We start from the raw sequence: 21,590 nt of genomic DNA on the forward strand, positions 1-21,590 counted from the left end.
TGGTCGGGGCTTGCAGGGCACAACGCCGTTGGAAGGCCTCAGCGACTAATTCGTCGTCTTGTCATCCCCAAGTCCCTCGGCATCCTCCAGCCGCACGAACTCCACGCCCTTCGCCTTCAAATCCACGATCGCCTTGGCGACCCCGGCACCGGCGGCATGCGTCGGCTGGTTGATATGCGAGATCACCACGTCGCCGTCCTTGGCGGAGCTGATCCGCTTTTCAGTAATCGCCGTTCCCAGCAGCGAGCCGCCGTCGCCATTTACCGAGTAGCCGGCGATCTTGTAGCCCATGGCGCGGATCTGGGCGATTGCGGAGAGGTCGTATTTCGCCGTGGAGCCGCGGAACCAGTGTGGCGCGGCAATGCCTGCTGCCAGCATCGCGTCGGCGCCACCCTGCACCTCCTGGTGCACCGCCTCAGGAGATCCGGCCGCGGCAATGCCATAGATCAACGCCGGCTTGTCGACGGCCGGAATATGGTTCTGGCCGTGGTTCTCGAGCTCGAACAGATCGGGATTCTGCAGGAAGATCGAAAGCGCCTGCGGATTGTGCTTAAGCCAGCGTGCCGTGACGAAGATCGTCGCCGGAATGCGTTCGGAAACCAGCGTCGAGATGATCCGGTCATCCGCCTTGCCCATGCAGGCATCGAAGGTCAGCGCGATCCGCGGACGCCCGGGAACCCCTGAGCGCACCACATGCAGCTGCGGTTCGACAAGCTTCGGCCCCTTGGGTTTCGCCACGGGGGCGGCGGCGGCAGGTGCGGCGGGCAGAGCCGGAAGCTCGGCCGCAAAGGCAACGGAAAGACAGGCTGCAAGCAGCGGAGCGGCGAGAAGAATGCGGATCATGGGAACTGTTTTCAACGATATCGATGAAGGAATTCTAAGCCTTTGGGCAGAAGGCGGCGATGCGGCCTCTTGCCGCTCGTCTCTTCCGGCCGTGCCTATAGCCGGAAATCCGCGCCCTGCCATCCCCGGCTTCACGAAGTTTTACCGCCTACTGCCTTAGTGTCGGTTGCGCCGCTCTCGGTTCGATGCGAGCATTGCGGCCGATGAAAAACGGGTGTGCATGATGGCCGAGTTCAACGGGATCCGCTGGGCTTACGACAAATACGAATTGATCGCCGACGGCATCGTCCACGGTGTCGGGCTGGCGCTGGCGCTGGTCGGCGCCACCGTGCTGATCTTCTATGCGACGCTGTGGAGCAGCCATGGCGAGCTGGCTGCCGCCTGGGTCTATGGCGTCGGTCTGGTCATGACCATCGGCATATCCTTCACCTACAATGCCTGGCCGGTGTCGCGCACCAAATGGTTCCTGCGCCGCTTCGATCACTCGTCGATCTTCGTGCTGATCGCCGCCACCTACACGCCGTTTCTCGAAAAGGGCTCCGACGATCCGCTGCTCTTTGCCATGCTGATCGGCATCTGGGTGGTCGCCATCGCCGGGATCGTGCTGAAATGCGTCTTTCCCGGGCGCTATGACCGGCTGGCGATCCTGCTCTATCTGGCGATGGGCTGGAGCGGCGTGCTGGTTGCCGGACCTGTCGCCTCGCGCATTCCCTTCGCCTCGATGCTCCTGATCGTCATCGGCGGCCTGATCTATTCGGCGGGCGTCATCTTCCATGTCTGGGAAAAGCTGCGCTTCCAGAACGCCATCTGGCACGGCTTCGTCGTTGCCGCGGCCGCCGTACACTACTCGGCCGTGCTCACCTGCTTTAGCATGAGCGCTTCCAATCTCTGATCAGCGGCAGTGCGGCGGGCCCGAAAGCGTCTTGACCAGATGGGCAACCGTCGGGTCGTAGAGCTTCGCCTGCGCCTTCGGATATTCGAGCGTGAAATAGCCGCCGGCGCCCTGGCAGAGCGAGACCGCCCGCACATAGAGGATGCGGTCCTTGCGGGTGCCTGAATAGCTCATCCAGTCCTTGGCCGATTTCTCATAGGTGATCGTCCAGCCCTCGTCCTTTTCCGATTGCTTCCGGTTGGCGACATCCTCGCCGAGCGTGCCTTCGGTCACGGTGGAGCCGAACACCAGCAGGGTCGCCTTGCCATCCTTCGATTGCAGCGTGATGCCATCGCCATTGTCGGCCTCGCTGACCGTGCGGAAATCGCCGGGCAGATCGATGACATAGCCGAAACGCGGATTGGCATAGGGCTTCCAGCCGTCGGCAAGGGCGGGCGCCGCTGCAAGCAGCAGCGGAAGAACGAAGAACAGGCGCATGAAGGCTCCCTCAGAGATCGCCGCAGACTAGCGCAAACCGCAATCCCAGTCGCGGCAAATCTCCGGGTTTACATCCCCGGAATGCCAGCGTATCGGTCCTGCAATATCCGCCGGAATGGAACATGATATGACCGACGCCGTCACCCTTCGCGACGCCACCGAAGCCGACCTTGCTGCGATCCGCGACATCTACAACCACGCGGTCGAGCACACGACGGCGATCTGGAACGAGACGGTCGTCGATCTCGAAAACCGCGTCGAATGGTTCAATGCCCGCAAGGCGAGGGGCTTTCCGGTGCTGGTCGCCGAACGCAACGGCAAGATCGCCGGCTACGCCTCCTATGGCGACTGGCGCGCCTTCGACGGTTTCCGCTACACCGTCGAGCATTCCGTCTATGTCGAGAAGGACAACCAGGGCGCGGGCATCGGCAAGCTGTTGATGCAGGCGCTGATCAAGCGCGCCTCCGAAAACGGCATCCACGTGATGATTGCCGGGATCGAAGCCAACAACACCGCCTCGATCGCCCTCCACGAAAAGCTCGGCTTCCGCAACGGTGGCACCTTCAGGGAAGTCGGCAAGAAGTTCGGCCGCTGGCTGGATTTGACGTTTATGGAGTTGCGGGTGCCGGAGTGAGTCCGAAAAAGACCGATTAGACGGTTTTCCAAGCTTCCAGATTGTCGGCCATCCCGGCTGCCATCTGATCGTAGGTGTAGATCGACGCCTGTATGCCCTGAATTTGGACATACCGGCGCCGGAAGCTAAAACGTCCATCTTCCAGCTTGCCGTCGATGCCATGGTCGCGTCCGCAGATCACCAGATAGGTGCTCTTCTTGATAGGCCCGCCAAAATTGTCATGAAGGGCCGCATCTCCGGGTTTGTCGGCCTCGAAATAGGCCCAGTCGATCACTTGGCTGAAGCCATGTTCGATTTCGGCCGACCAGTATCGGTACTGTGCGGTGCGCTTCTTGCTGAAGATGCTGGTTTCGTTCGCGCCTTCGAATTCGATCGGGCCGAATGCCCGGTGCGCATTGTTGCCGATAACAAGATCGGTGCGGAAAACACCACCCAGTTCCAGTTCCCAGCGGATCAGGTCGGGCGCCGGGATTGCTGCCGTCGGCCCAAGCAGCCCAATCATGTTGGGCCGGGAACGGATCTCGGCGACGATCCTCATCTCTGCCGCCCATCTCTCTTGGGCAAGCCAGGCTCTAAACGATGTGAGCTCCTGCTCCGCCTTCGCCAGGTCGAGCTTAAAGTCGCTGAAGAGGCTCATTAGTTCGTGTAGGACGGATCGACGATGCTGAGGATTTTGGGTTGTCCGTTTGCCGGCTTGTCCCAAAGGACGCGCTTGCCCGACGACAGCCGGGACATGAAATGCCCCTTTGGCGTTCTCGTTGCATCCGATTGAGCAGGCTCGTCAGTCATCAGCGATTCAAGTGCCAGCCTGTCTCTAGGAGACAATTCCGCGACCTGTAATTCGGCCGTCGCAGAGACCAGAAATTTCTGCAATTTCATTTTTGAAATCCCATCAGTACTCATGCCGATCTTTATACAACGAAGATCTCTGCTTTTCACTATGTTTTATCGGCCGCCGCCGCTGATCACCCCTCCGGCTCGAACACCATCGCATGCCCATTGATGCAATACCGCAGCCCTGTCGGTGGCGGGCCGTCGGGGAAGACGTGGCCGAGATGGGCATCGCAATTGGAACAGCGGATTTCGGTGCGCACCATGCCATAGGACGTATCGCGATACTCGCTCACCGCTTCAGGCGAAACCGCCTCGAAATAGCTCGGCCAGCCGCATCCGGCGTCGAATTTGGTGTCGGAGCGGAACAGCGGCTCATTACAGCAGATGCAGCGGTAGAGGCCGGTCTCGAACCGGTCCCAGTAGGGGCCGGTAAAGGCGCGTTCGGTGCCGTGCTGCCGCGTGATGCGGTATTGCTCCGGCGTCAGCTGCGCTTTCCATTCGTCGTCGGTCTTATCGATCTTCAAACTGTCGGTGTCGGACATGGGGGCTTGCTCCTTCGGCGCCGGAGAAGACAAATTTCGACCTGCGGAATGTGGATCGGAAATCGGGCCGGATCAAGGGTAGCCTGAAAAGCTTAGTCCCTATTGCAGGTTTGCGGCTGGCCGCTCCCGCGCCTATTCTGTCGGGTAACGGCGCAACAGGGGGATCTGGAGGTGCTGACCGTTATCTTCGTCATTGCCTATGCCGCTGCCGCTGCGCTCTGCATGGCCGCCACCTCGCTGGAGGGCTGGGTGAACCATGACCGCTTCGGCCCCTGGCGGATCGCCGGGCTGGCTGCCTGCCTGTTCTGGCCGCTGGTTCTTCTGTTGCCGCTGATCCATGCCGCTGCCGGGCCGCGCTTTGCCTGTGCACCCATCCCGAAAAGGCTTGAGGCCCGCCGCCGATTGACCTAAATCTTGGCGACGCACCCGGTTTTTCCGGAATTTTCTAGGGTTCTGGCAAGGGGAGGGCGCATGGGCGATGTCACGGCTTTGACATTCCTTGCCTTGTGCCTGCCGCTCATCGGCGCTGCCGCCGCACCGCTTGCCGTCCGCATCTTCGGCGCCAAAGCCGCCTGGCCCCTGGCGCTCTTTCCGCTGCTCTCCTTCCTGCATTTCACCCGCTTCCTGCCGGAGATCGCCGCGGGCGAAGTCGCGACCGGCGGCTATGTCTGGGTGCCGAGCTACAATCTGAGCTTCTCCTGGTTCCTGGATGGCCTGTCGCTCACCTTCGCGCTGCTGATCACAGGCATCGGCACGCTGATCGTGCTTTATGCCGGGGGGTACCTGAAGGGCCATAGAGATCAGGGCCGATTCTTTTCCTTCATCTTCCTGTTCATGGGCTCGATGCTGGGTCTCGTCGTGTCCGACAGCTTCCTGATGCTCTTCATCTTCTGGGAGCTGACCTCGATCACCTCGTTCCTGTTGATCGGCTTCGACCACGAGCGCGAGGCAGCCCGGCGCGCGGCGCTTCAGGCGCTCGTCGTCACCGGCGGCGGCGGGCTCTGCCTGCTGGCGGGGCTCCTGTTCATCTGGAACATCACCGGCGTCACCCAGCTGTCGCTGATCATGGAAGCCGGCGATCTGATGCGCCAGAGCCCGTTCTATCTGGCAACGCTGCTCCTCGTGCTCGGCGGCGCCTTCACCAAGTCGGCGCAGTTTCCCTTTCACTTCTGGCTGCCGAATGCCATGGAGGCGCCGACCCCGGTTTCTGCCTACCTGCACTCGGCAACCATGGTGAAGGCAGGCGTCTATCTGCTGCTCCGCCTTCATCCGCTGCTGGGCGAAACGCCCGCCTGGGAAATCCTGCTGCCGTTCTTCGGCGGCATGACGCTGGTCACCGGATCGGCGCTCGCCATCCGCCAGACCGATCTGAAGCTGAAGCTCGCCTATACGACGGTCGCCTCGCTTGGCCTCCTGGTGCTGCTCACCGGTTTTGGTTCGGAATATGCGATCGAGGCGGCGGTGCTCTATCTGGTCGCCCATTCGCTGTTCAAGGGCGCGCTGTTCATGGTCGCCGGCATTCTCGATCACGAGACCGGCACCCGCGATGTCACCCGCCTCAGCGGTCTCGGACCGGCCATGCCGCTCACCTGCGCCGCAGCCCTTGCCGCCGCGATTTCGATGGCCGGTCTGCCGCCCTTCTTCGGCTTCCTCGCCAAGGAAGAGATCTATGCCGCCCTGGCGCTCGGCGATCTGCGCTCCATTGTCTTCACCTCGGTTGCGATCTTCGGCAATGTGCTGATGTTTGCGATTGCATTCGCCGTCGGCCTCAAGCCGTTCATCGGCACGCCCGTTGCCACGCCGAAGATCGCCCATGAGGCGCCGTTGCTGCTCTGGCTCGGCCCGGCGCTTCTGGCGCTGCTCGGCCTTGCCGCGGCCATCTTCGCGCCCGCCGTTCATCGCTACATCTCCATCCCCATGGCCTCGGCGATCGAGCACCGGCCGGTGGAAATCACCATCTCGCTGCTGCCGCATATCGGCGTGCCCCTGCTTTTGTCGGTGGTCACCATCGCGCTCGGCATCGCCATCTATTGGCAGCTCGACCGCTGCCGCCGATGGACGGATGCCTTCTTCCGCGCTGCCGGGCCGGGGCCGGACTGGTATTTCGATCTCTTCATCTCGGGCCTCGTGCGCCTCTCGCATCGCGTCACCCGGCTGCTGCAGCCGGGAAAGCTCGAAATCTACGTCACCACTACCTTCGTGCTGCTGGCGGCGATCTTGCTGGTGCCGCTCTATGTCTATGGCGAATGGCCACAGGCGATCGTCTGGCCGCGCGACGTGCGCCTCTATGAATGGGCGGTGTTCCTTCTTGCTGCAGCGGGGCTCGGCGCCGTGCTGGTGGCGCGCGACCGGCTGACGGCGATTGCCGCGCTCGGCATCCAGGGCCTCTCCGTGGCGCTGATCTTCCTGCTGTTCGGCGCCCCCGACCTCGCCTTCACCCAGTTCATGGTCGAGACATTGAGTGTGGTCATCCTGGCGCTGGTGATGACCCGGCTCAGGCTCTCGCCCGCCGACCGGCGCCCGCCCGGCCAGCGTTTTGCCGATGCGGCGATCGCGCTCGCCTGCGGTGCGGGGCTGACGCTGCTGCTTATCCGCGCCACCGCGGGGCCGTTCGATGCAACGCTCTCCGATTTCTTCAACACCTATTCGAAGACCATCGCCCACGGCGCCAATGTCGTGAACGTCATCATCGTCGATTTCCGCGGCACCGACACGCTGGGCGAAATCGCCGTCGTCGCCGTCGCCGCCCTGGCGATCATCGCCCTGATCGGCATGCGGGCAGGCGGCGCCCGGCCACAGCCGAAGCGGCCGGGGAGGGGGAAGTGATGGTGGTGCTAGTTTTCCCCTTCTCCCCTCGGGGAGAAGGTGGCCCGAAGGGCCGGATGAGGGGGCTACCCGGTAAGGCCCTGCCCAGCTTCATCAATCGCTTCGAGCCCGCGGCCCCCTCATCCCCGGCGCAACAAGTTGCGCCTGACCTGCCGGGCGCCTTCTCCCCGCGGGGGAGAAGGGAAGGCGAGGGCACCCACCCATGAACACCCTGATCTTCCGCACCATCGCCCCCTTCCTCACGGCCCTGATGCTGCTCTTTTCCGTCTTCATCCTGTTGCGTGGCCACAACGAGCCCGGCGGCGGTTTCATCGGCGGGTTGATCGCGGCTTCCGCGCTGGCGATCTACGGCATCGCCAATGGCGTGCCGGCCGTGCGCCGCGCCATCCGTATCCACCCGCTGGCAATCGCCGGTGCCGGACTGCTGATGTCCACGGCTGCCGGGCTGATATCCATCGCCGCCGCCGTCCCCTTCATGACCGGGCTCTGGATCTATCCCACCATCCTCGGTCTGGAAGTGCCGCTCTCCTCGGTCATGCTCTTCGATATCGGCGTCTATTTCGTCGTGCTCGGCGCCATCACCGCCATCGCCCTGGCGCTGGAAGAAAGGGAGGACGACTGATGGAGCCGCTTGTCGCCATCCTCTCTGGCCTGTTTTTCTCGGCCGCCATCTATCTGATGCTGTCGAAATTCTCGATCCGCATCATGCTCGGCATCGCCATCCTCGGAAACGGCGTCAACCTTTTGCTGTTCACCGCCGGCCGCCTGACCCGCGAGGTGCCGCCGATCATCCCTGCCGGTCTCGACACCCTTCCTGCGGGCGCCGCCAATCCGCTGCCGCAGGCCCTCATCCTGACGGCGATCGTCATCTCCTTCTCCTTCCTCGCCTTCCTGCTGGTGCTGACCTGCCGCGCCTACCAGGACACCGGCACCGACAATACCGACGAGATGCGGCTGGCCGAGCCGCGCGACGAGCCGGTTCCGCCTGTGGGGTATTGAGGATGGAGAGCGTTCTGCGCGTGGCTACCCCCCTCTGCCCTGCCGGGCATCTCCCCCTAAAGGGGGGAGATCGACCAGTGGTTCGCTTCTCGCTAATCATCAAAGGTGGAGCGGGCGGGCGCGCCCAGCCAATCTCCCCACCTGTGGGGGAGATGCCCGGCAGGGCAGAGGGGGGTATCTCACCCTCGACACTCAAGGGAGCCACCCCCTAAGATGGCCACCCCCACCACCACCCTCGACCTCTCCACCGCCATGCTCACCGCCCCCGTTCCGGCGGCCCATTGGCTGGTCATCCTTCCCGTCGCCCTCTGCATCGCGCTCGGCGCCCTGCTACTTGCGCTACGGTCCCGCATCCATCTCCATGCCCCGATCGCCATCGCCGGCCTGACGGCTCTCGTCGTCATCGATGCACTGCTCCTGCAGAAGGTCATCGCCGAAGGCCCGGTCACCATGGTGATGGGCCGCTGGCTGCCGCCGTTCGGCATTGCCTTCACCGCCGACCTCTTCGGCGTGCTGATGGCGCTGGCGGGGGCGATCGCGGCGCTGGCGGCAAGTCTCTATGCGCTGTCCGATACCGATGCCGGGCATCGCCGCTTCGGCTTCTTCCCGCTGCTGCTTCTGCTCATGGCCGGGGTCAGCGGCGCCTTCCTGACCGGCGATGTCTTCAATCTCTACGTCTGGTTCGAGGTGCTGCTGATCTCCTCCTTCGGCCTGCTGGTCCTGGGTTCCGAGCGCAGGCAGATCGACGGAGCGATGAAATATGCGGTGCTGAACCTCATCGCCACCACGCTGTTCCTCGTGGCCGTCGGCTATCTCTATGCCATCTTCGGCACGCTCAACATGGCCGATATCGCCGAAAAGGCCGCCGGCCTGCGCGACGGCGCGCCGCTGATGACGCTGGCAGCTCTTTTCCTGTTTGCCTTCGCCATGAAGGCCGCCGCCTTTCCGGTCAATTTCTGGCTACCCGCCTCCTATCACACGCCGCGAACCGTCGTGTCGGCGCTGTTTGCCGGCCTGCTCACCAAGGTCGGCATCTACGCGCTGATCCGCGTGATGATCATGCTGATGCCGGTCGAGCGCGAGGAGCTCAGTCTGCTGATCGCCATCCTCGGCGCTGCCACCGGCCTGTCGGGCGCGCTGGGGGCGCTGGCCGAGAGCGATATCCGCCGCGTGCTTGGCTATACCGTCATCTCCGGCATCGGCAGCATGCTGATCGGCATCTCGATCGGCACGCCGGGGGGCGTCAGCGGCGCGATCTTCTATGCGCTGCAGTCGATCGTGCTGATGACCGCGCTCTATCTGGCAGCCGGTATTGCCGGGCGCCTCGGCGGCGGCTTCTCGCTGGTATCGCTCGGCGGCCTCTACCGCGCAAACGGCTGGTTTGCAGCCGTCTCGCTGATGCTGTTCTTCGCCGCCTCCGGCCTGCCGCCCTTTTCCGGCTTCTGGCCGAAGCTGATGCTGGTCAAGGCCTCGCTCGATGTCGGCGCCTGGTGGCTGGCGGCAGTCTTGCTGACCGGCGGCTTCCTGTCGACGATCTGCTTCGGCCGCCTCTTCCTGCTCGCCTACTGGCGTCCGGCGGCGGCTCCGCTTGCGCCAGTGGCGGTCGGCTGGACCGCCGCCGCGCCGCTGATTGCGCTGACGGCGCTCGTCACGCTCTTCGGCGTGCTGCCGGAGCAGCTGCTGTCGCTGACGCAGCAGGCCGCCGAAAACCTTGCCGATCCGACCGCCTATATCCATTCGGTCTTCCCGGAGGCTCGCACACCATGATCGCCTTCGTCTTCAACCTGCTGCTCGCCATTGCTTGGGCCGCCGTATCGGGCAGCGCTTCGCTGCACAATCTGCTGCTCGGCTTCGTGCTCGGCGCTGCTGTTCTCGCGGTTGTCCGCGAACCCTTCGGCGGCAGCGGCTATCTGCGCCGCTTCCGGCTGGTTCTGTCGCTGGCTCTGCTCTTCCTGCGGGAGCTCGCACTGTCCGCCTCGGCGGTGGCGCTGACGGTACTGCGGCCGAAGATGCGGATACAGCCCGGCATCTTCGCCTTCCCGCTGACCGTCGATCGCGATTTCGAGATCACCCTGCTCGCCAACCTGATCACGCTGACGCCCGGCACGCTGTCGGTCGATGTCAGCGACGACCGCAAGACGCTCTATGTCCATGCGCTCGACTGTTCCGATCCGAAGGCGGCCCGCAAGGCGATTGCCGAAGGCTTCGAGCGCAAGATCATGGAGGCCTTCCGGTGATCGAGCCCGCCGTCATCATCCAGCTTGCGGCCGATGCGGCACTGGCCGTGCTTGGTCTGTCGTTGCTGCTCACCGCCTGGCGCATCGCCGCCGGGCCGACCTTGCCCGACAGGATCGCCGGTCTCGACATGCTGACCGGCATCGCCATCGGCTTCATCGCCGTGGTCGCGGTCAAGACCGGTTTCGCGCTCTACATCGACATCGCCGTCTCGCTCGGCCTCGTCGGCTTCCTGGCGACCGTCGCCTTTGCCCGCTTCGTACTGTCGCGGGGATTGCCGGCCGGGCAACCGGAGCCGGACGCGGTTCCGAAGCAGGGCAAGGCCGCAAAACCGAAGACAAAAGTGAAAGCCGCCAAACCGGGGAGGGTGCGGTGATGGATTATGCCGTTGCGATCATCGTTGCCGTCCTGGTGCTGGCAGGCGCATTCTTCACGCTGGCTGCGGCCATCGGCGTTCTGCGGCTGCCTGATGTCTATTGCCGCATGCATGCCGCCTCCAAGGCCGGCACGGTCGGTGCCAGCCTCCTGCTGCTCGCTGCCGGGGTCCATTCCGGGGATTTATCAATTTTTACGCGAGCTGTGGCCGGGATAGCCTTTCTGCTTCTGACCGCTCCGGTTGCTGCGCATCTGCTTGCAAGGGCCGCACATGCCACCGGACATGCTTTGTCGGTATTTTCCGTACGTGACGATATGCGCAAACGATGAGAGTATAAAATACAGGGCTTTAAGCAATTTTACGCAAATTTTGTCTCTGCTTATGGACTAAAGTCGGATGCTTGCTTGCAAAATCTTAATGTCGGACAATTTTTTACGTAGAGATCACGCAAATAAGAATTGGACTTTCGGTCAAACGATGCTAATTGAATTGCAAGTAGAGTTCTGATTTCGAATTAGAATCGTTTCGCTTTTTCCATCCTTAACGTTGATATCCAATGTCTAATTAAGGCTGCGGTCGAAGAGTGCGACGTATGATTCGGATTCAGGCAGTATTGGGACAGATTTCGGCGGCAAGAATCTAGGGGTGGATTCGCGTTTTAGGACATGCTGCTGTAAGCTGGACTTCTACTGTTAGCCTCTACGAAGGCGATCTTGTGCTTTTTGGCACAAAGATCATCCACGCATGCGAACAGGAGATATAAAATATGACGGATACCGCGACCGGCACTGGGCCGGAATTGCTGGTAGAGCTGACGGCCGACATCGTGGCGGCCTATGTCAGCAATCATGTAGTCCCGGTCACCGACTTGGCCAATCTGATTTCCGACGTGCATTCCGCCCTCAGCAACACGTCCGTACCACAGCCCGCCGCAGCGATCGTAGAAAAGCAGAAGCCTGCTGTTTCTGTCCGCAAGTCCGTTCAGGACGAGCAGATCACCTGCCTGGAATGCGGTGGCAACTTCAAGTCCCTGAAGCGCCACCTGATGACCCATCACAGTCTCTCGCCGGAAGAATACCGCGAGAAGTGGGATCTTCCCGCCGACTACCCGATGGTCGCTCCCGCCTATGCCGAAGCGCGCTCGCGCCTTGCCAAGGAAATGGGTCTCGGCCAGCGCCGCAAGCGCGGCCGCGGCTGAAAAGAGCGCAGTCGATGTCAAGAGCCGGGCTTTGCGCCCGGCTTTTTTGTTTTATGGCTATGACGGGACGGCGGCGCCCTGATCGGCCGGGCGGCGGCTGCGCAGCAAAAGCAGCATGGCGATGGCGCAAAGCGAGCAGAACAGGCACAGGGCCAGCACCGCGCCATTGCCATACGTGGTCATCAGCCAGATCAGCAGCGGCGGCGAGGCCGCCGAGATCCAGTTGAGCGGCAGGGCGATCCGCGACAGGGCTCGCGCAAAATCGGCCTTGTCGTAGAAGGTGAGCGGAATGGTCGATCGCGCCACGGCAAGTGCGCCGCTGCTGGTGCCATAGAGCACCAGGAAAACCCCGACCGCAACGGGCGAGCCCTGAACGGCGAGCAGGATCAGGAGCGACAGGCAAAGCATTCCGGAGGCACCGGCGCCGATCGTCACGCCGTCCCATTCGGTCGCGCCGATCAGGTTCACGCCGCGCGCGGCGATCTGGATGATGCCGAGCGTCGAGCCGAAAGCCAGCGCCTGCGACGGGCTGAGACCTTCGCCTTTCAGGAGCTCGATCAGCACCGAACTGAACCCGTAGGTGATGAAGGCATTGAAGACGATTGCCGCGACGATCAGGTAGAAGGTCCGGTCATAGGCGCACGCTGCGACCGGCGCGGGCGACGCTACAGAAGAGGCGGCCTCGTTGCGCCTGCGCGGCAGCCCGAAGCCATAGAGCGGCAGGCAGACCAGGGCCATGACCAGCGCATAGACCTGGCACGCGCCCCGCCACCCGCCATGCGCCGCCAGAAACGAGGTGAGTGGCCAGAAGATGGTACTCGACAGGCCGGTCACCAGCATCAGCGTCGCGATCGCCCGCGCCGCCCCGCGTCCGGCGATCTCGTTGAGCAGGATATGCGCCGGCATGGTGAGACTGGCGCTGCCCGCCGCCCCGATCAGAAGCCATCCGAGAAAATAGGTGAACGGCGAATGTGCCAGCGACACCAGCATGAGTCCCAAAGCCGAAACCACCGTCCCGGCCATCATCACCACCCGCGCCCCGAGGCTTGCAAAGAACCGCGACAGCAGCGGCGAGCAGGCTCCCATCATCACGTAGAAAGTCGTCGTTCCGGCAAACACCGCCGGCATGCCGATCTGCAGATCGGCCGCCACGTCCCGCCCGACCACCGCCGGAAAACCGACGGCGCCCCAGCCGATCAGCTGGGCGATCGACAGGACGACGAGGGGAAGGAGGGTTTTGGTCTCTGGTTCTGGTTCGGTCATCAAATGCGTTCCGATCTGCAATTGCAAATCATTAGCAAGTTAATTCTATCAGTTTGATGACAGGGGGTGGTGGGGCGAGGGGGCGGGTTGGCGTCGTGGGTGGGAGAGGAGAGGATTCCGGTCGCAGGCGGAGGCATCTACCCGAGCTTTATTTGTCATCGAGCCGAAATCGTTGCGTTTGCGCTGAGCGCCCCGCTTTGTAAGCACCTCACCCGGAGCCCCCTCATCCGCCCTTCGGGCACCTTCTGCCCGAGGGGAGAAGGGGAGGGTCGCGGCAGCCTCTGTGCTGGTTTCAGCGAGCCGCGGTGACTGATGGAGACGTCCCTTCTCCCCTCGGGGAGAAGGTGGCCCGAAGGGCCGGATGAGGGGGCCACACGCTCCAACCCTTGCGACCAAACCACGCGCACGCACCCCATCTCACCCACCCCGCGCAAACCGCGCCGGCGGCACCCCCGCATGGCGGGCGAAGGCCACGCTGAATGTGCTCGCCGACCCATAGCCGACGCGCTCGGCCACCTCGTCCATGGTGAGCTCCCGCCGCCGCAGCAGCTGCTTGGCGAGCGCCATGCGCCAGGCGAGCAGATATTCCATCGGCGCCAGCCCGACGACACGGCTGAAGCGGGCAAAGAAGGCGGAGCGGGAGAGGGCGGCTTCGGCAGCAAGATCGGCCACCGTCCAGGGATGGGCAGGGCGAGCATGCAGGGCATGCAGACTTGCCGCCAGGCGCTCGTCGGCAAGGCCGCGGCTGAGCCCGGGTGCGGCGGTGGTCTCGGTCCCGGATCGCAGGGCCTCGATCAGCAGCACTTCGAGCAGCCGCTCCAGCACCAGTTCGCGTGCCGGGCGCCGCGCCCGCGTCTCCTCGCCAAGGAGCTGCATCAGCGTCGCCAGGCGCGGTTCGCCGCGCACGATCACCACGTCGGGCAGCAGCGACACGAGCAGGGCGGCATCCGGCGCGCCGAAGCTGCAGTGGCCGATCCGCATGCGCAGATCAGGAGGGCCGTCGAGACGCCCGGCGCGAAAACGGCCGTCGGTGAGCTGCGCCGGGATCGTATCCGGCAAACCGGCGGAAGCATCGAGGCTCTCGTTGACGAGATCGCGCATCGCAGGCACTAGCACGAAATCCCCAGCTTCTAGGATGAACGGCTGATCGTCTCCGAATGTGACGCTGCACGCGCCGTCCAGGATGGCGCAGTAAAACGGCTCGCCGGTGGCCTCGCGACGAATGCGCCATTGGCCGGCGCATTCCACCAGCTTCGAGAAGCGCGCTGCGGGCTGCAGCAAGGTGACGATGTCGGCAAGCGGATCGATGCTCATGATCAGGACTATCGCTAAAGAAATGGAGACTTCAGCCTATATAAAGTCCTGTCACCGGTCACTACCATCGCGGCATTCCTTTTCGCATGGAGAAGCACATGCCCACGATATTGATCACCGGTTGCTCGTCCGGCTTCGGCCTGGAGACTGCCAGACTGTTTCTGGAACGCGGCTGGGAGGTGATCGCAACGATGCGCACGCCCGCTGCCAGCCTGCTTCCGCTATCCGATCGCCTGCGCGTCCTGCCGCTCGACGTCACCAATCCCGCAAGCATCGCGGAAGCGATGAAGAGCGCAGGTCCAATAGACGTGCTGGTCAACAATGCCGGTTTCGGCGCGCCGGCGCCAATCGAACTGACCGACCCCGAGACGGCGCAGTCGCTGTTCCAGACCAATGTGATCGGCACGCTGGCGATGATCCAGGCGGTGCTGCCGCAGATGCGTCAACGGCGCGCCGGCGTCATCGTCAACGTCACCTCGACGGTCACGGTCAAGGTGCTGCCCGTCATCGGCGTCTACCGGGCAAGCAAGGCGGCGGTGAATGCGCTGAGCGAATCCCTGGCGGTCGAAATGGCGCCGTTCGGCGTGCGGGTGCATATCGTCCTGCCGGGCCGCTCGCCGGAGACCCGCTTCGGCCAGAATGCCCGGCCGCATCTGCGCGGCGCCGATGATCCGGATTACGCACCGCTGATCCAGCAATTCGTCAAAAACGTGCAGGAGGATACCGGCCCGGTCACCCACGCGCCCGATGTCGCCGAAGCCGTCTGGCGCGCCGCCACCGATCCCGCAGCACCGCTGCGCATTCCTGGAGGCGCCGACGCCGAGCTCTGGATGGCCGAAGCGGGGTTGTAACCGCAACCTATCTTCCGCTACCTCTTATCTTCAATTGGTAGACTCCCTCCCTCCGCGATTCCAGAATCATGCCCGACGCCTCGATCTTCCTGACCTTCCTCATCGCCCTTGCCGTCCTCGAAATCACGCCGGGGCCGGACATGATGCTGGTCATCGCGCGCGGCGTCGGCCAGGGGCGGAGGACCGCGCTGCTGACGGTCGCCGGCATGGTCTTTGTGGCCGGGGCCGTGCAGGTCGGCCTGCTGGTCCTCGGCCTCGCATCGCTGGTGGCCGCCTATCCGTCTGCGCTGCATGTCCTCCAGTGGCTGGGCGCGGCCTATCTGATCTATCTCGGGATCAGGATGGTGTGGGCAAGCTTCGCGCATCAATCCTCAGAAAGGCTGAAGTCGCGGCCGGTCTCAGGGTGGAAGGCGGTGCGCGAAGGAACACTGAACAGCCTGACCAACCCGAAGTCCCTGCTATTCATGTTCACCTTCCTGCCGCTCTTCGTCGATCCCCATGCCGGGCCGGTCTGGCTGCAGCTGCTGGTTCTGGGATCGATCCAGAAACTGGTCGGCATCTTTTCGCTCGGCGGCGTGGCACTGGCATCGGGAACCGTCGGCCAATTTCTTCACCGCTTTCCGAAACTGCTGGCCTGGCAGGAGCGGTTCACCGGCATCGTCCTCATCGGCCTCGGCATCCGGCTTCTCCTCTCCGGCAGCCCATCTCCCGCGTCGTCGGCGGCGCGATCGAAATAGGAAAATAATCCACATTCATTTTCAGTATGTTAAGCTCCGCTAGGACCGGGAGCGCGAAAAAGTTGTGGCATCACTCTTTCGCTTCGCGCATTCCTCTCTTATGGTGTGTGAATTAATTCCTATTTACGGGAGTTTCACATGCCGCACACTCAAAGCCCTTTGCCGCGCAATCGCCTCGAAACAGCTCTCCGCCCGATCCTCGATGAAGAGCCGCCGGCTCCACCGCCCGAGCCGCGTCCGCCATCGGTGTCTCTGCCGGTGCGCATCGTCTGCCGCATCGCCCAGAAGATCACCGCCGAGATGGTGATGATGGCGGGCAGCCGCATGCTGGAGCGGCGCGATCGCCGCCGCATGCTCTGCCATGTCCGGCAGATTTCCATGTATGCCTGCCACACGGCGCTGCAATTCTCGCAGCAGGAGATCGCCGGCGGCTTCGGGCGCCATCGCACCACCGTCGCCCATGCCTGCATGATCGTCGAGCAGCGCCGCGACGACCCGGCCTTCGACGACTTCGTCTCCGCCATCGAGCGCACCATCGTCTCCGTCTTCCGCTTTCCGGAAGGAGCAGCCCATGACTGAGAAAGCCGCCAACAGCGACAGGCAGATGCTGAAGATGCTGCGCTTCCTGGCAAAAGGCGAGGTTCGGCTGGAGCGCTTCGGCTCGGAGACCGTCGCCCTCCATCACGGCACCGCCCGTCATGAAATCCCGTCCGGCCTGCTCTCCGAAGCCGTCTCCCGCGGCCTTGCCACGATTGCGCGCGACAGCGCCAGCCTGGCGCCTGCAGCGCGTGCCTATCTTCGCCGGGCACTGGCCGAACGCGACGAGGCCTTCATCGAGCAGCATGGCGATATCGCCCGCGCAACCCGCGAGATTGATGGCCGGCCCGAGACGTTCAGGGTCAACGAGGCGGAATCGCCGCTTTCCTCGCTCGCCCGCCTGAAGGACAGAAACGGCGAGCCCTTCCTGCCGAAGGCCGCACTTGCCGCCGGCGAACACCTGCATGCCGATTTCACCCGCGCCCAGCTGCAGCCGCGCGTCACCGCCTCCTGGCAGCCGCGGCTTTCCGGCCGCAGCAAGGGCGAGCGCGGCGGCATGGCCGATCTCGCCGACAGCGCGATAGCCGCCCGCATCGCAGTCAACCGCGCCATCGAGGCGATGGGGCCGGAACTGTCAGGCGCCGCCCTCGATATCTGCTGCTTCATGAAGGGTCTGGAAACCGTGGAGCGCGAACGCCAATGGCCGGTGCGCTCCGCCAAGCTGATGCTGCGCACCGCCCTCCTGGCGCTCGCCCGCCACTACAACCCGCCGCGGCGAGCCGCGAGAATGCAGCATTGGGGCGAGGAGGGGTACAGGCCAGAGATGGAGACCACCTTCCGCTAGGGCTCGTACCGGCTGATCTCCAATCCGCTGCCCACAGGCAGCAGCACACTCGATATCCCCGGCTTGGCGCGGATCGCCCGGCCATAGGCTTTCACATTGTCGTCGCCGGGCCGGATCATGTTGTCGGCGACGATGATCGCGCCGGGATTGAGCCGGGGATAGAAGGCTTCGAGGCAGGGGAGGTAGAGATCCTTCCAGAGATCGACGAGCACGAAATCGACGCCGGTCTTGAGCGTGCCGATCATCTCCACGGCATCGCCGATCCGGAAGTCTATATGCGCGGACAGCCCGGCCTTCTCCGCCATATCCTGCGCAAAGGCGGATTTGTAGCCGTGCATTTCCATGGTGATCAGCCTGCCGCCCGCCGCGCGCGCCGCTTCCGCCAGCCAGATGCCGGAATAGCCGAAAGAGGTGCCGAGCTCCAGGATGACAGGCGCATCGAGGCTTTTGGCCAGAATGTTGAGAAACTGGCCGGTCTCCGGGCCGACGGCGCGCATCCGCCGGTCCTGTCCTCCGTCCCGCCCGCCGGGCGGCTCGATGCGGGGGCTGGCGCGCTCCTCGGCGATCATCTCTTCATAAGTGTCGAGAACTGTGCGGATCTTGGCGTCCATCATCTTTTCCATCTGCTTTCGAATGCCTATATGCGCAATATCTGACGCGGATGATCGGCCTTGCAAAAGTTAAATCTTAGTAACATAGGATATTCGCTGCGCCGTCCGTCTTGCGGCGAGGGGCTCTGTCGGTTAAAGCCGGTTCGTCAATGTCCGGGCGCTTGCCCGGTCACGTAAGCGTTAACGTCACTCAACGCGTATGATCGAACGGCTCTGCGGCTTCGATCTGCGCGACCATGTCCTGCGGATCGAGCTCTATGAGCCCCAAGAAGGACAAGATGGATAACAACACCAATTCTGCAAACAGTGCCAATGCCGCGCCCGAAATCGAGCGGGTCAGGCATGAACTGCGCCGCCGTTCGCTGATCGCCGAGAGCGTCATCGATATCACCCCCGGCATGCGCCGCGTCGTGCTGACAGGCGAAGACCTCGCCGATTTCGTCAGCCTGGCGCCCGACGACCATATCAAGGTCATCGTAGCGGGTGAGGGCGGCGAGGAAGAACGCCGCGACTACACCCCGCGCCGCTACGACAACGCCGCCCGCAGCCTGACGATCGATTTCGCCCTCCATGAGGCCGGTCCGGTCACCCAGTGGGCGATCGATGCGAAGCCGGGCACCACGCTCGAAATCGGCGGCCCGCGCGGCTCGGCGGTCATCTCGAACAAGGTGAAGCGCTGGCTGCTGGTCGGCGATGAGACGGCTCTTCCGGCGATCGGCCGGCGCATTGAGGAAAGCGGCGAAGGAAGCATCATCACCCTGCTCGGCGCCGTCGCCGGGCCGGAAGAGCAGCAGGTCTTCGAGACGGCAGCCGCGCTGACCACGCGCTGGGTCCACCGCCCGCTGTCGGAGGCCACCGATGCCGCGCCACTGATCGCGGCGCTGAGCGGCATCGACATCGCCCCGCAGACGCTCGTCTGGGTAGCCGCCGAAGCCTCCGTCGTCCGCGCCATCCGCGCCTATCTGACCGAAGAGCGCGGCTATCCTCTCGCCTGGATCAAGGCCTCGGGCTACTGGGTGAAGGGCAAGGCGGATACCACCGAGAAGTTCGGCTGATATCAGCAAATGCAAAGGGGCGGGCTGAGGCTCGCCCCTGCCGCATCGTCAGGGCGCCAGATTGTCCGTCAGAAACTCACCGAGGAATTTCGCCTCCGCCGAAAGCCGCGTCCGTCCCTTGACCAGCGCCAGTTCCGAATTCGGCTGCGGCTCGAAGCCGTCCCTGGCCGAAAGCAGCCTGTGTTCCGGCAGCACCGCATCCGAGGGCAGCAGGCTGATGCCGAGGCCGGAGGCGACGGCGGCCTGCACGCCCATCAGCCCCTGGCTGGTATAGGCTATCCGCCATCGCCGTCCGCTGCGCTCGATGGCGCGGATCGCCCGGTCGCGATAGATGCAGCCGACGGGAAACACCGCCAGCGGCACCGGGTCGCTCCCGGCGCTCGGCTGCCCGCCTTCCACCCAGATCAGCTCCTCGCTCCAGCTCGCCAATGCCGCGCCATCGCCGGGCTCGCGCTTGATCAGCGCCAGGTCGATCTCGCCGGCATCGAGCAGCCGCTTGAGCTCCGTGCTCCAGCCGCTGACCGTATCCAGCCTTATATGCGGCGAGGCCGCCGAGAAGCCGGAGAGCAGGTCGATCAGCCGCCGCCCGGCAAAATCCTCGGGAACGCCGAGACGAACGGTCTTCGGCGCCGCCGGTTTGCGCATCGCTTCGGATGCCTCATCAGCCGTCGAAAGCAGCCGCCTGGCATAGCTCAGCAGCAACTCGCCCGCCTCCGTCGTCTGTACTCCGCCCGTCGATTTGTCGCGCAACAGCAGCGTGTGGCCGAGATTGGCCTCGAGCTTCTTCACCTGCTGGCTGACGGTCGATTGCGTCAAATGCACCCGCTCGGCCGCCTTGGTGAAGCCGCCGCAATCGACAACGGCTGCGAAGGTTCTGAGAAGATCGAGGTCGAATCCGTAGCTCATTCGATTTTTCACTGAGAGAAATTTCTATATTTAATTTCTCAATGACCGCGCGCTTTGTCAATCTGGCGGCATCAACGGAGATGATGCAGATGACGCTTCCAGGCACCCGGCCCAGCTGGCTGACATTCGATTGCTACGGAACCCTGATCCAGTGGGACGAGGGGCTGCTGGCGGCGATGGATCGTATCCTCTCTGCCAAGGGCGGCAATATCGACCAGAAGGCCTTCACCGCCACCTATGACCGCCATGAGCACGCGCTGGAGGAAGAGCGCCCGCACAGATCCTTCAGAGAAGTGAGCGCCCTGGCGCTGGAAAAGGCGATGGGCGAATTCGGCCTCGGCTTTACACCTGACGATGCCGAAATCCTGACCTCCTCGATCGGCAGGATGCCGCCATTCCCGGAAGTCGTCGAAACGCTCGGGCGGCTGAAATCAGCCGGTTTCCGCCTCGCCATCATCTCCAACACCGATGACGCGATCATCGCAGGCAACGTCGCCCAGCTCGGCGGCCATATCGACCGGGTCATCACTGCCGAGCAGGCCGGCGCCTACAAGCCATCGGCACAAACCTTCCGTCACGCCTGGAAAGAGCTTGGGATTGGCATGAATGATCTGGTGCATATCTGCGCCAGCCCGCATCTCGACCTTGCCGCCGCCCGCGAACTCGGCTTTCGTACGGTCTGGGTCGATCGCGGCACGGGGCGCAAGCCGCTGGCCGATTACGCCGCCAACGCGGTGGTGCCAACGCTCGACAAGGTACCCGGCGTCCTCGCTGCCGCCGGCTGGATGTAACGAATATTGCGGAGGCAGACATGGCGCACGAACTCAATCTCTCGAAGGGCGCACCGGCTGTCCTGCGCAACATCCCGCTCGATAGCGAGGAGATCTGGAAGGCCCGCGCCGATCTCGCCGCCTGCCTCAGGATGGCGGCCAGGCTCGGCCTGGAAGAGGGGATCTGCAACCATTTCTCGGCCGTCGTCCCCGGCCATCCCGATCTTTTCCTCGTCAACCGCCTCGGCTGGGCTTTCCAGGAAGCCACCGCCTCGTCGCTGCTGATCTGCGATTTCGAGGGCAATGTGGTCGCCGGTGACGGCGTGCCCGAGGCCACCGCCTTCTTCATCCACGCCCGCCTGCACAAGATGTCGCCGCGCGTCGGCGCTGCCTTCCACACACATATGCCGAATGCCACCGCACTCAGCATGGTCGAAGGCGAGCCGCTGATCTTCGCCGGCCAGACCGCCCTGAAATTCTACGGCCGCGTCGCCGTCGACGAGAATTACAACGGCCTGGCGCTCGACGAACGCGAAGGCGACCGCATCGCCGCCGTCCTCGGCGATAACGACATCCTGTTCATGAAAAACCACGGCGTCTTGGTCTGCGCCCCCAATATCGCCGAGGCTTGGGACGATCTCTACTACCTCGAACGCGCCGCCGAAGTGCAGCTCAAGGCGATGAGCACCGGCCGCCGCCTGCTGCCGGTTGCGCCCGAGGCGGCGGCGGCGGCGGCGAAGCAGATGCGCGAGGGGGATCCGGAGAGCGCGCGGATGCATCTGGAGAGTGTGCGCCGGGTGCTGGACCGGGAGGGGGCGGGGTATAAGGATTGAGGGGGATTGCGGT

The 21,590-nt window shown here is 63.7% G+C and carries 27 protein-coding genes and 1 pseudogene; 18 read left to right on the plus strand and 10 right to left on the minus strand.

Annotation, left to right across the window (positions count from 1 at the left end; translation table 11 throughout):
- Positions 1–45: 45 nt before the first annotated feature.
- Positions 46–843: a polysaccharide deacetylase family protein gene (locus tag AC1DNK_RS04740; RefSeq protein ID WP_477939604.1), complete on the minus strand. Its 798-nt coding sequence runs from the start codon at positions 841–843 to the stop codon at positions 46–48.
- Positions 844–1,066: 223 nt separating this feature from the next.
- Between AC1DNK_RS04740 and trhA the strand changes: the two genes are divergently transcribed.
- Entirely contained in the window at positions 1,067–1,735 is a 669-nt protein-coding gene (trhA, locus tag AC1DNK_RS04745) for a PAQR family membrane homeostasis protein TrhA (RefSeq protein ID WP_477939886.1), read from the plus strand.
- On the opposite strand, the gene AC1DNK_RS04750 is transcribed toward trhA, so the two are convergent.
- Positions 1,736–2,212 carry a cytochrome c family protein gene (locus AC1DNK_RS04750; protein WP_477939606.1) on the minus strand — a complete coding sequence of 159 codons (477 nt, stop codon included), beginning with the start codon at positions 2,210–2,212 and terminating at the stop codon, positions 1,736–1,738. It abuts the gene before it with no gap.
- A 127-nt stretch (positions 2,213–2,339) separates the two neighbouring features.
- Here AC1DNK_RS04750 and AC1DNK_RS04755 point away from each other — a divergent pair, with 127 nt between their 5' ends.
- Positions 2,340–2,846 carry an N-acetyltransferase family protein gene (locus tag AC1DNK_RS04755; RefSeq protein WP_477939608.1) on the plus strand — a complete coding sequence of 169 codons (507 nt, stop codon included), beginning with the start codon at positions 2,340–2,342 and terminating at the stop codon, positions 2,844–2,846.
- 16 nt (positions 2,847–2,862) lie between these two features.
- Here AC1DNK_RS04755 and AC1DNK_RS04760 read toward each other — a convergent pair whose 3' ends face one another.
- From AC1DNK_RS04760 to msrB, 3 genes are all read right to left on the minus strand, one after another.
- Complete coding sequence (locus tag AC1DNK_RS04760; protein ID WP_477939610.1) at positions 2,863–3,483, minus strand: Shedu anti-phage system protein SduA domain-containing protein; 621 nt, start codon at positions 3,481–3,483, stop codon at positions 2,863–2,865.
- On the minus strand, positions 3,483–3,725 hold the full coding sequence (locus AC1DNK_RS04765; protein ID WP_477939612.1) for a hypothetical protein: 243 nt from the start codon (positions 3,723–3,725) through the stop codon (positions 3,483–3,485). The genes AC1DNK_RS04760 and AC1DNK_RS04765 overlap by 1 nt, the downstream gene beginning before the upstream one ends.
- Positions 3,726–3,811: 86 nt before the next feature.
- Positions 3,812–4,222 carry a peptide-methionine (R)-S-oxide reductase MsrB gene (gene msrB / locus AC1DNK_RS04770; protein ID WP_477939613.1) on the minus strand — a complete coding sequence of 137 codons (411 nt, stop codon included), beginning with the start codon at positions 4,220–4,222 and terminating at the stop codon, positions 3,812–3,814.
- A 171-nt stretch (positions 4,223–4,393) separates the two neighbouring features.
- Between msrB and AC1DNK_RS04775 the strand changes: the two genes are divergently transcribed.
- The 9 genes from AC1DNK_RS04775 to AC1DNK_RS04815 all read left to right on the plus strand — a co-directional run bounded on the left by AC1DNK_RS04775 (position 4,394) and on the right by AC1DNK_RS04815 (position 11,856).
- Positions 4,394–4,633, plus strand: coding sequence for a hypothetical protein (locus tag AC1DNK_RS04775; RefSeq protein WP_477939615.1), 240 nt, complete (start codon positions 4,394–4,396; stop codon positions 4,631–4,633).
- Between the two features lie 60 nt (positions 4,634–4,693).
- On the plus strand, positions 4,694–7,048 hold the full coding sequence (locus AC1DNK_RS04780; RefSeq protein WP_477939617.1) for a putative monovalent cation/H+ antiporter subunit A: 2,355 nt from the start codon (positions 4,694–4,696) through the stop codon (positions 7,046–7,048).
- A gap of 202 nt (positions 7,049–7,250) precedes the next feature.
- Positions 7,251–7,670, plus strand: a complete 420-nt coding sequence (locus tag AC1DNK_RS04785) for a Na+/H+ antiporter subunit B (protein WP_112389877.1) — start codon at positions 7,251–7,253, stop codon at positions 7,668–7,670.
- Complete coding sequence (locus tag AC1DNK_RS04790) at positions 7,670–8,047, plus strand: Na+/H+ antiporter subunit C (protein ID WP_477939619.1); 378 nt, start codon at positions 7,670–7,672, stop codon at positions 8,045–8,047. Before AC1DNK_RS04785 ends, AC1DNK_RS04790 begins: the two co-directional genes overlap by 1 nt.
- A 213-nt stretch (positions 8,048–8,260) precedes the next feature.
- The gene (locus AC1DNK_RS04795) at positions 8,261–9,814 is read left to right on the plus strand and encodes a Na+/H+ antiporter subunit D (RefSeq protein WP_477939620.1); all 1,554 of its coding nucleotides are present in this window, start codon (positions 8,261–8,263) and stop codon (positions 9,812–9,814) included.
- A complete protein-coding gene (locus tag AC1DNK_RS04800) occupies positions 9,811–10,284 on the plus strand; it encodes a Na+/H+ antiporter subunit E (protein ID WP_477939622.1) in 474 nt (157 codons plus the stop codon). The genes AC1DNK_RS04795 and AC1DNK_RS04800 overlap by 4 nt, the downstream gene beginning before the upstream one ends.
- Positions 10,281–10,658 (plus strand): cation:proton antiporter, encoded by a 378-nt coding sequence (locus AC1DNK_RS04805; protein WP_477939624.1) that lies wholly within the window; start codon positions 10,281–10,283, stop codon positions 10,656–10,658. Before AC1DNK_RS04800 ends, AC1DNK_RS04805 begins: the two co-directional genes overlap by 4 nt.
- A complete protein-coding gene (mnhG, locus tag AC1DNK_RS04810; protein ID WP_477939626.1) occupies positions 10,658–10,987 on the plus strand; it encodes a monovalent cation/H(+) antiporter subunit G in 330 nt (109 codons plus the stop codon). Before AC1DNK_RS04805 ends, mnhG begins: the two co-directional genes overlap by 1 nt.
- Positions 10,988–11,424: 437 nt before the next feature.
- A complete protein-coding gene (locus AC1DNK_RS04815) occupies positions 11,425–11,856 on the plus strand; it encodes a Ros/MucR family transcriptional regulator (protein ID WP_112389884.1) in 432 nt (143 codons plus the stop codon).
- Between the two features lie 57 nt (positions 11,857–11,913).
- Here AC1DNK_RS04815 and AC1DNK_RS04820 read toward each other — a convergent pair whose 3' ends face one another.
- The 3 genes and pseudogenes from AC1DNK_RS04820 to AC1DNK_RS04830 form a co-directional block, all read right to left on the minus strand.
- Entirely contained in the window at positions 11,914–13,119 is a 1,206-nt protein-coding gene (locus AC1DNK_RS04820) for an MFS transporter (RefSeq protein ID WP_477939628.1), read from the minus strand.
- A 141-nt stretch (positions 13,120–13,260) separates the two neighbouring features.
- A pseudogene (locus tag AC1DNK_RS04825) lies at positions 13,261–13,535 on the minus strand (hypothetical protein); the annotation flags it as partial.
- 1 nt (position 13,536) lies between these two features.
- A complete protein-coding gene (locus AC1DNK_RS04830; protein WP_477939630.1) occupies positions 13,537–14,433 on the minus strand; it encodes a cupin domain-containing protein in 897 nt (298 codons plus the stop codon).
- A 98-nt stretch (positions 14,434–14,531) separates the two neighbouring features.
- On the opposite strand from AC1DNK_RS04830, the gene AC1DNK_RS04835 reads away from it, so the two are divergent.
- The 4 genes from AC1DNK_RS04835 to AC1DNK_RS04850 all read left to right on the plus strand — a co-directional run bounded on the left by AC1DNK_RS04835 (position 14,532) and on the right by AC1DNK_RS04850 (position 17,402).
- Complete coding sequence (locus tag AC1DNK_RS04835) at positions 14,532–15,284, plus strand: SDR family oxidoreductase (protein ID WP_477939632.1); 753 nt, start codon at positions 14,532–14,534, stop codon at positions 15,282–15,284.
- Between the two features lie 68 nt (positions 15,285–15,352).
- Positions 15,353–16,021 (plus strand): LysE family translocator, encoded by a 669-nt coding sequence (locus tag AC1DNK_RS04840; protein ID WP_477939634.1) that lies wholly within the window; start codon positions 15,353–15,355, stop codon positions 16,019–16,021.
- A 138-nt stretch (positions 16,022–16,159) separates the two neighbouring features.
- Positions 16,160–16,600, plus strand: coding sequence for a helix-turn-helix domain-containing protein (locus tag AC1DNK_RS04845; protein WP_477939636.1), 441 nt, complete (start codon positions 16,160–16,162; stop codon positions 16,598–16,600).
- Positions 16,593–17,402 carry a DUF6456 domain-containing protein gene (locus AC1DNK_RS04850; protein ID WP_477939638.1) on the plus strand — a complete coding sequence of 270 codons (810 nt, stop codon included), beginning with the start codon at positions 16,593–16,595 and terminating at the stop codon, positions 17,400–17,402. The genes AC1DNK_RS04845 and AC1DNK_RS04850 overlap by 8 nt, the downstream gene beginning before the upstream one ends.
- Here the strand turns inward: AC1DNK_RS04850 and AC1DNK_RS04855 are convergent.
- Positions 17,399–18,013 (minus strand): O-methyltransferase, encoded by a 615-nt coding sequence (locus AC1DNK_RS04855; RefSeq protein WP_477939888.1) that lies wholly within the window; start codon positions 18,011–18,013, stop codon positions 17,399–17,401. The genes AC1DNK_RS04850 and AC1DNK_RS04855 overlap by 4 nt on opposite strands.
- Before the next feature lie 278 nt (positions 18,014–18,291).
- On the opposite strand from AC1DNK_RS04855, the gene AC1DNK_RS04860 reads away from it, so the two are divergent.
- Positions 18,292–19,068 carry a siderophore-interacting protein gene (locus AC1DNK_RS04860; RefSeq protein WP_112517361.1) on the plus strand — a complete coding sequence of 259 codons (777 nt, stop codon included), beginning with the start codon at positions 18,292–18,294 and terminating at the stop codon, positions 19,066–19,068.
- Positions 19,069–19,116: 48 nt separating this feature from the next.
- Here the strand turns inward: AC1DNK_RS04860 and AC1DNK_RS04865 are convergent, their stop codons facing one another.
- Positions 19,117–19,974: a LysR family transcriptional regulator gene (locus tag AC1DNK_RS04865; RefSeq protein ID WP_477939640.1), complete on the minus strand. Its 858-nt coding sequence runs from the start codon at positions 19,972–19,974 to the stop codon at positions 19,117–19,119.
- Between the two features lie 89 nt (positions 19,975–20,063).
- Between AC1DNK_RS04865 and AC1DNK_RS04870 the strand changes: the two genes are divergently transcribed.
- Both AC1DNK_RS04870 and AC1DNK_RS04875 read left to right on the plus strand, forming a co-directional pair.
- A complete protein-coding gene (locus AC1DNK_RS04870; RefSeq protein WP_477939890.1) occupies positions 20,064–20,765 on the plus strand; it encodes a haloacid dehalogenase type II in 702 nt (233 codons plus the stop codon).
- 20 nt (positions 20,766–20,785) lie between these two features.
- The gene (locus AC1DNK_RS04875; RefSeq protein ID WP_477939642.1) at positions 20,786–21,577 is read left to right on the plus strand and encodes an aldolase; all 792 of its coding nucleotides are present in this window, start codon (positions 20,786–20,788) and stop codon (positions 21,575–21,577) included.
- The last annotated feature ends 13 nt before the right edge of the window (positions 21,578–21,590 follow it).

This window comes from Rhizobium sp. 01N424 (genome assembly GCF_056399485.1).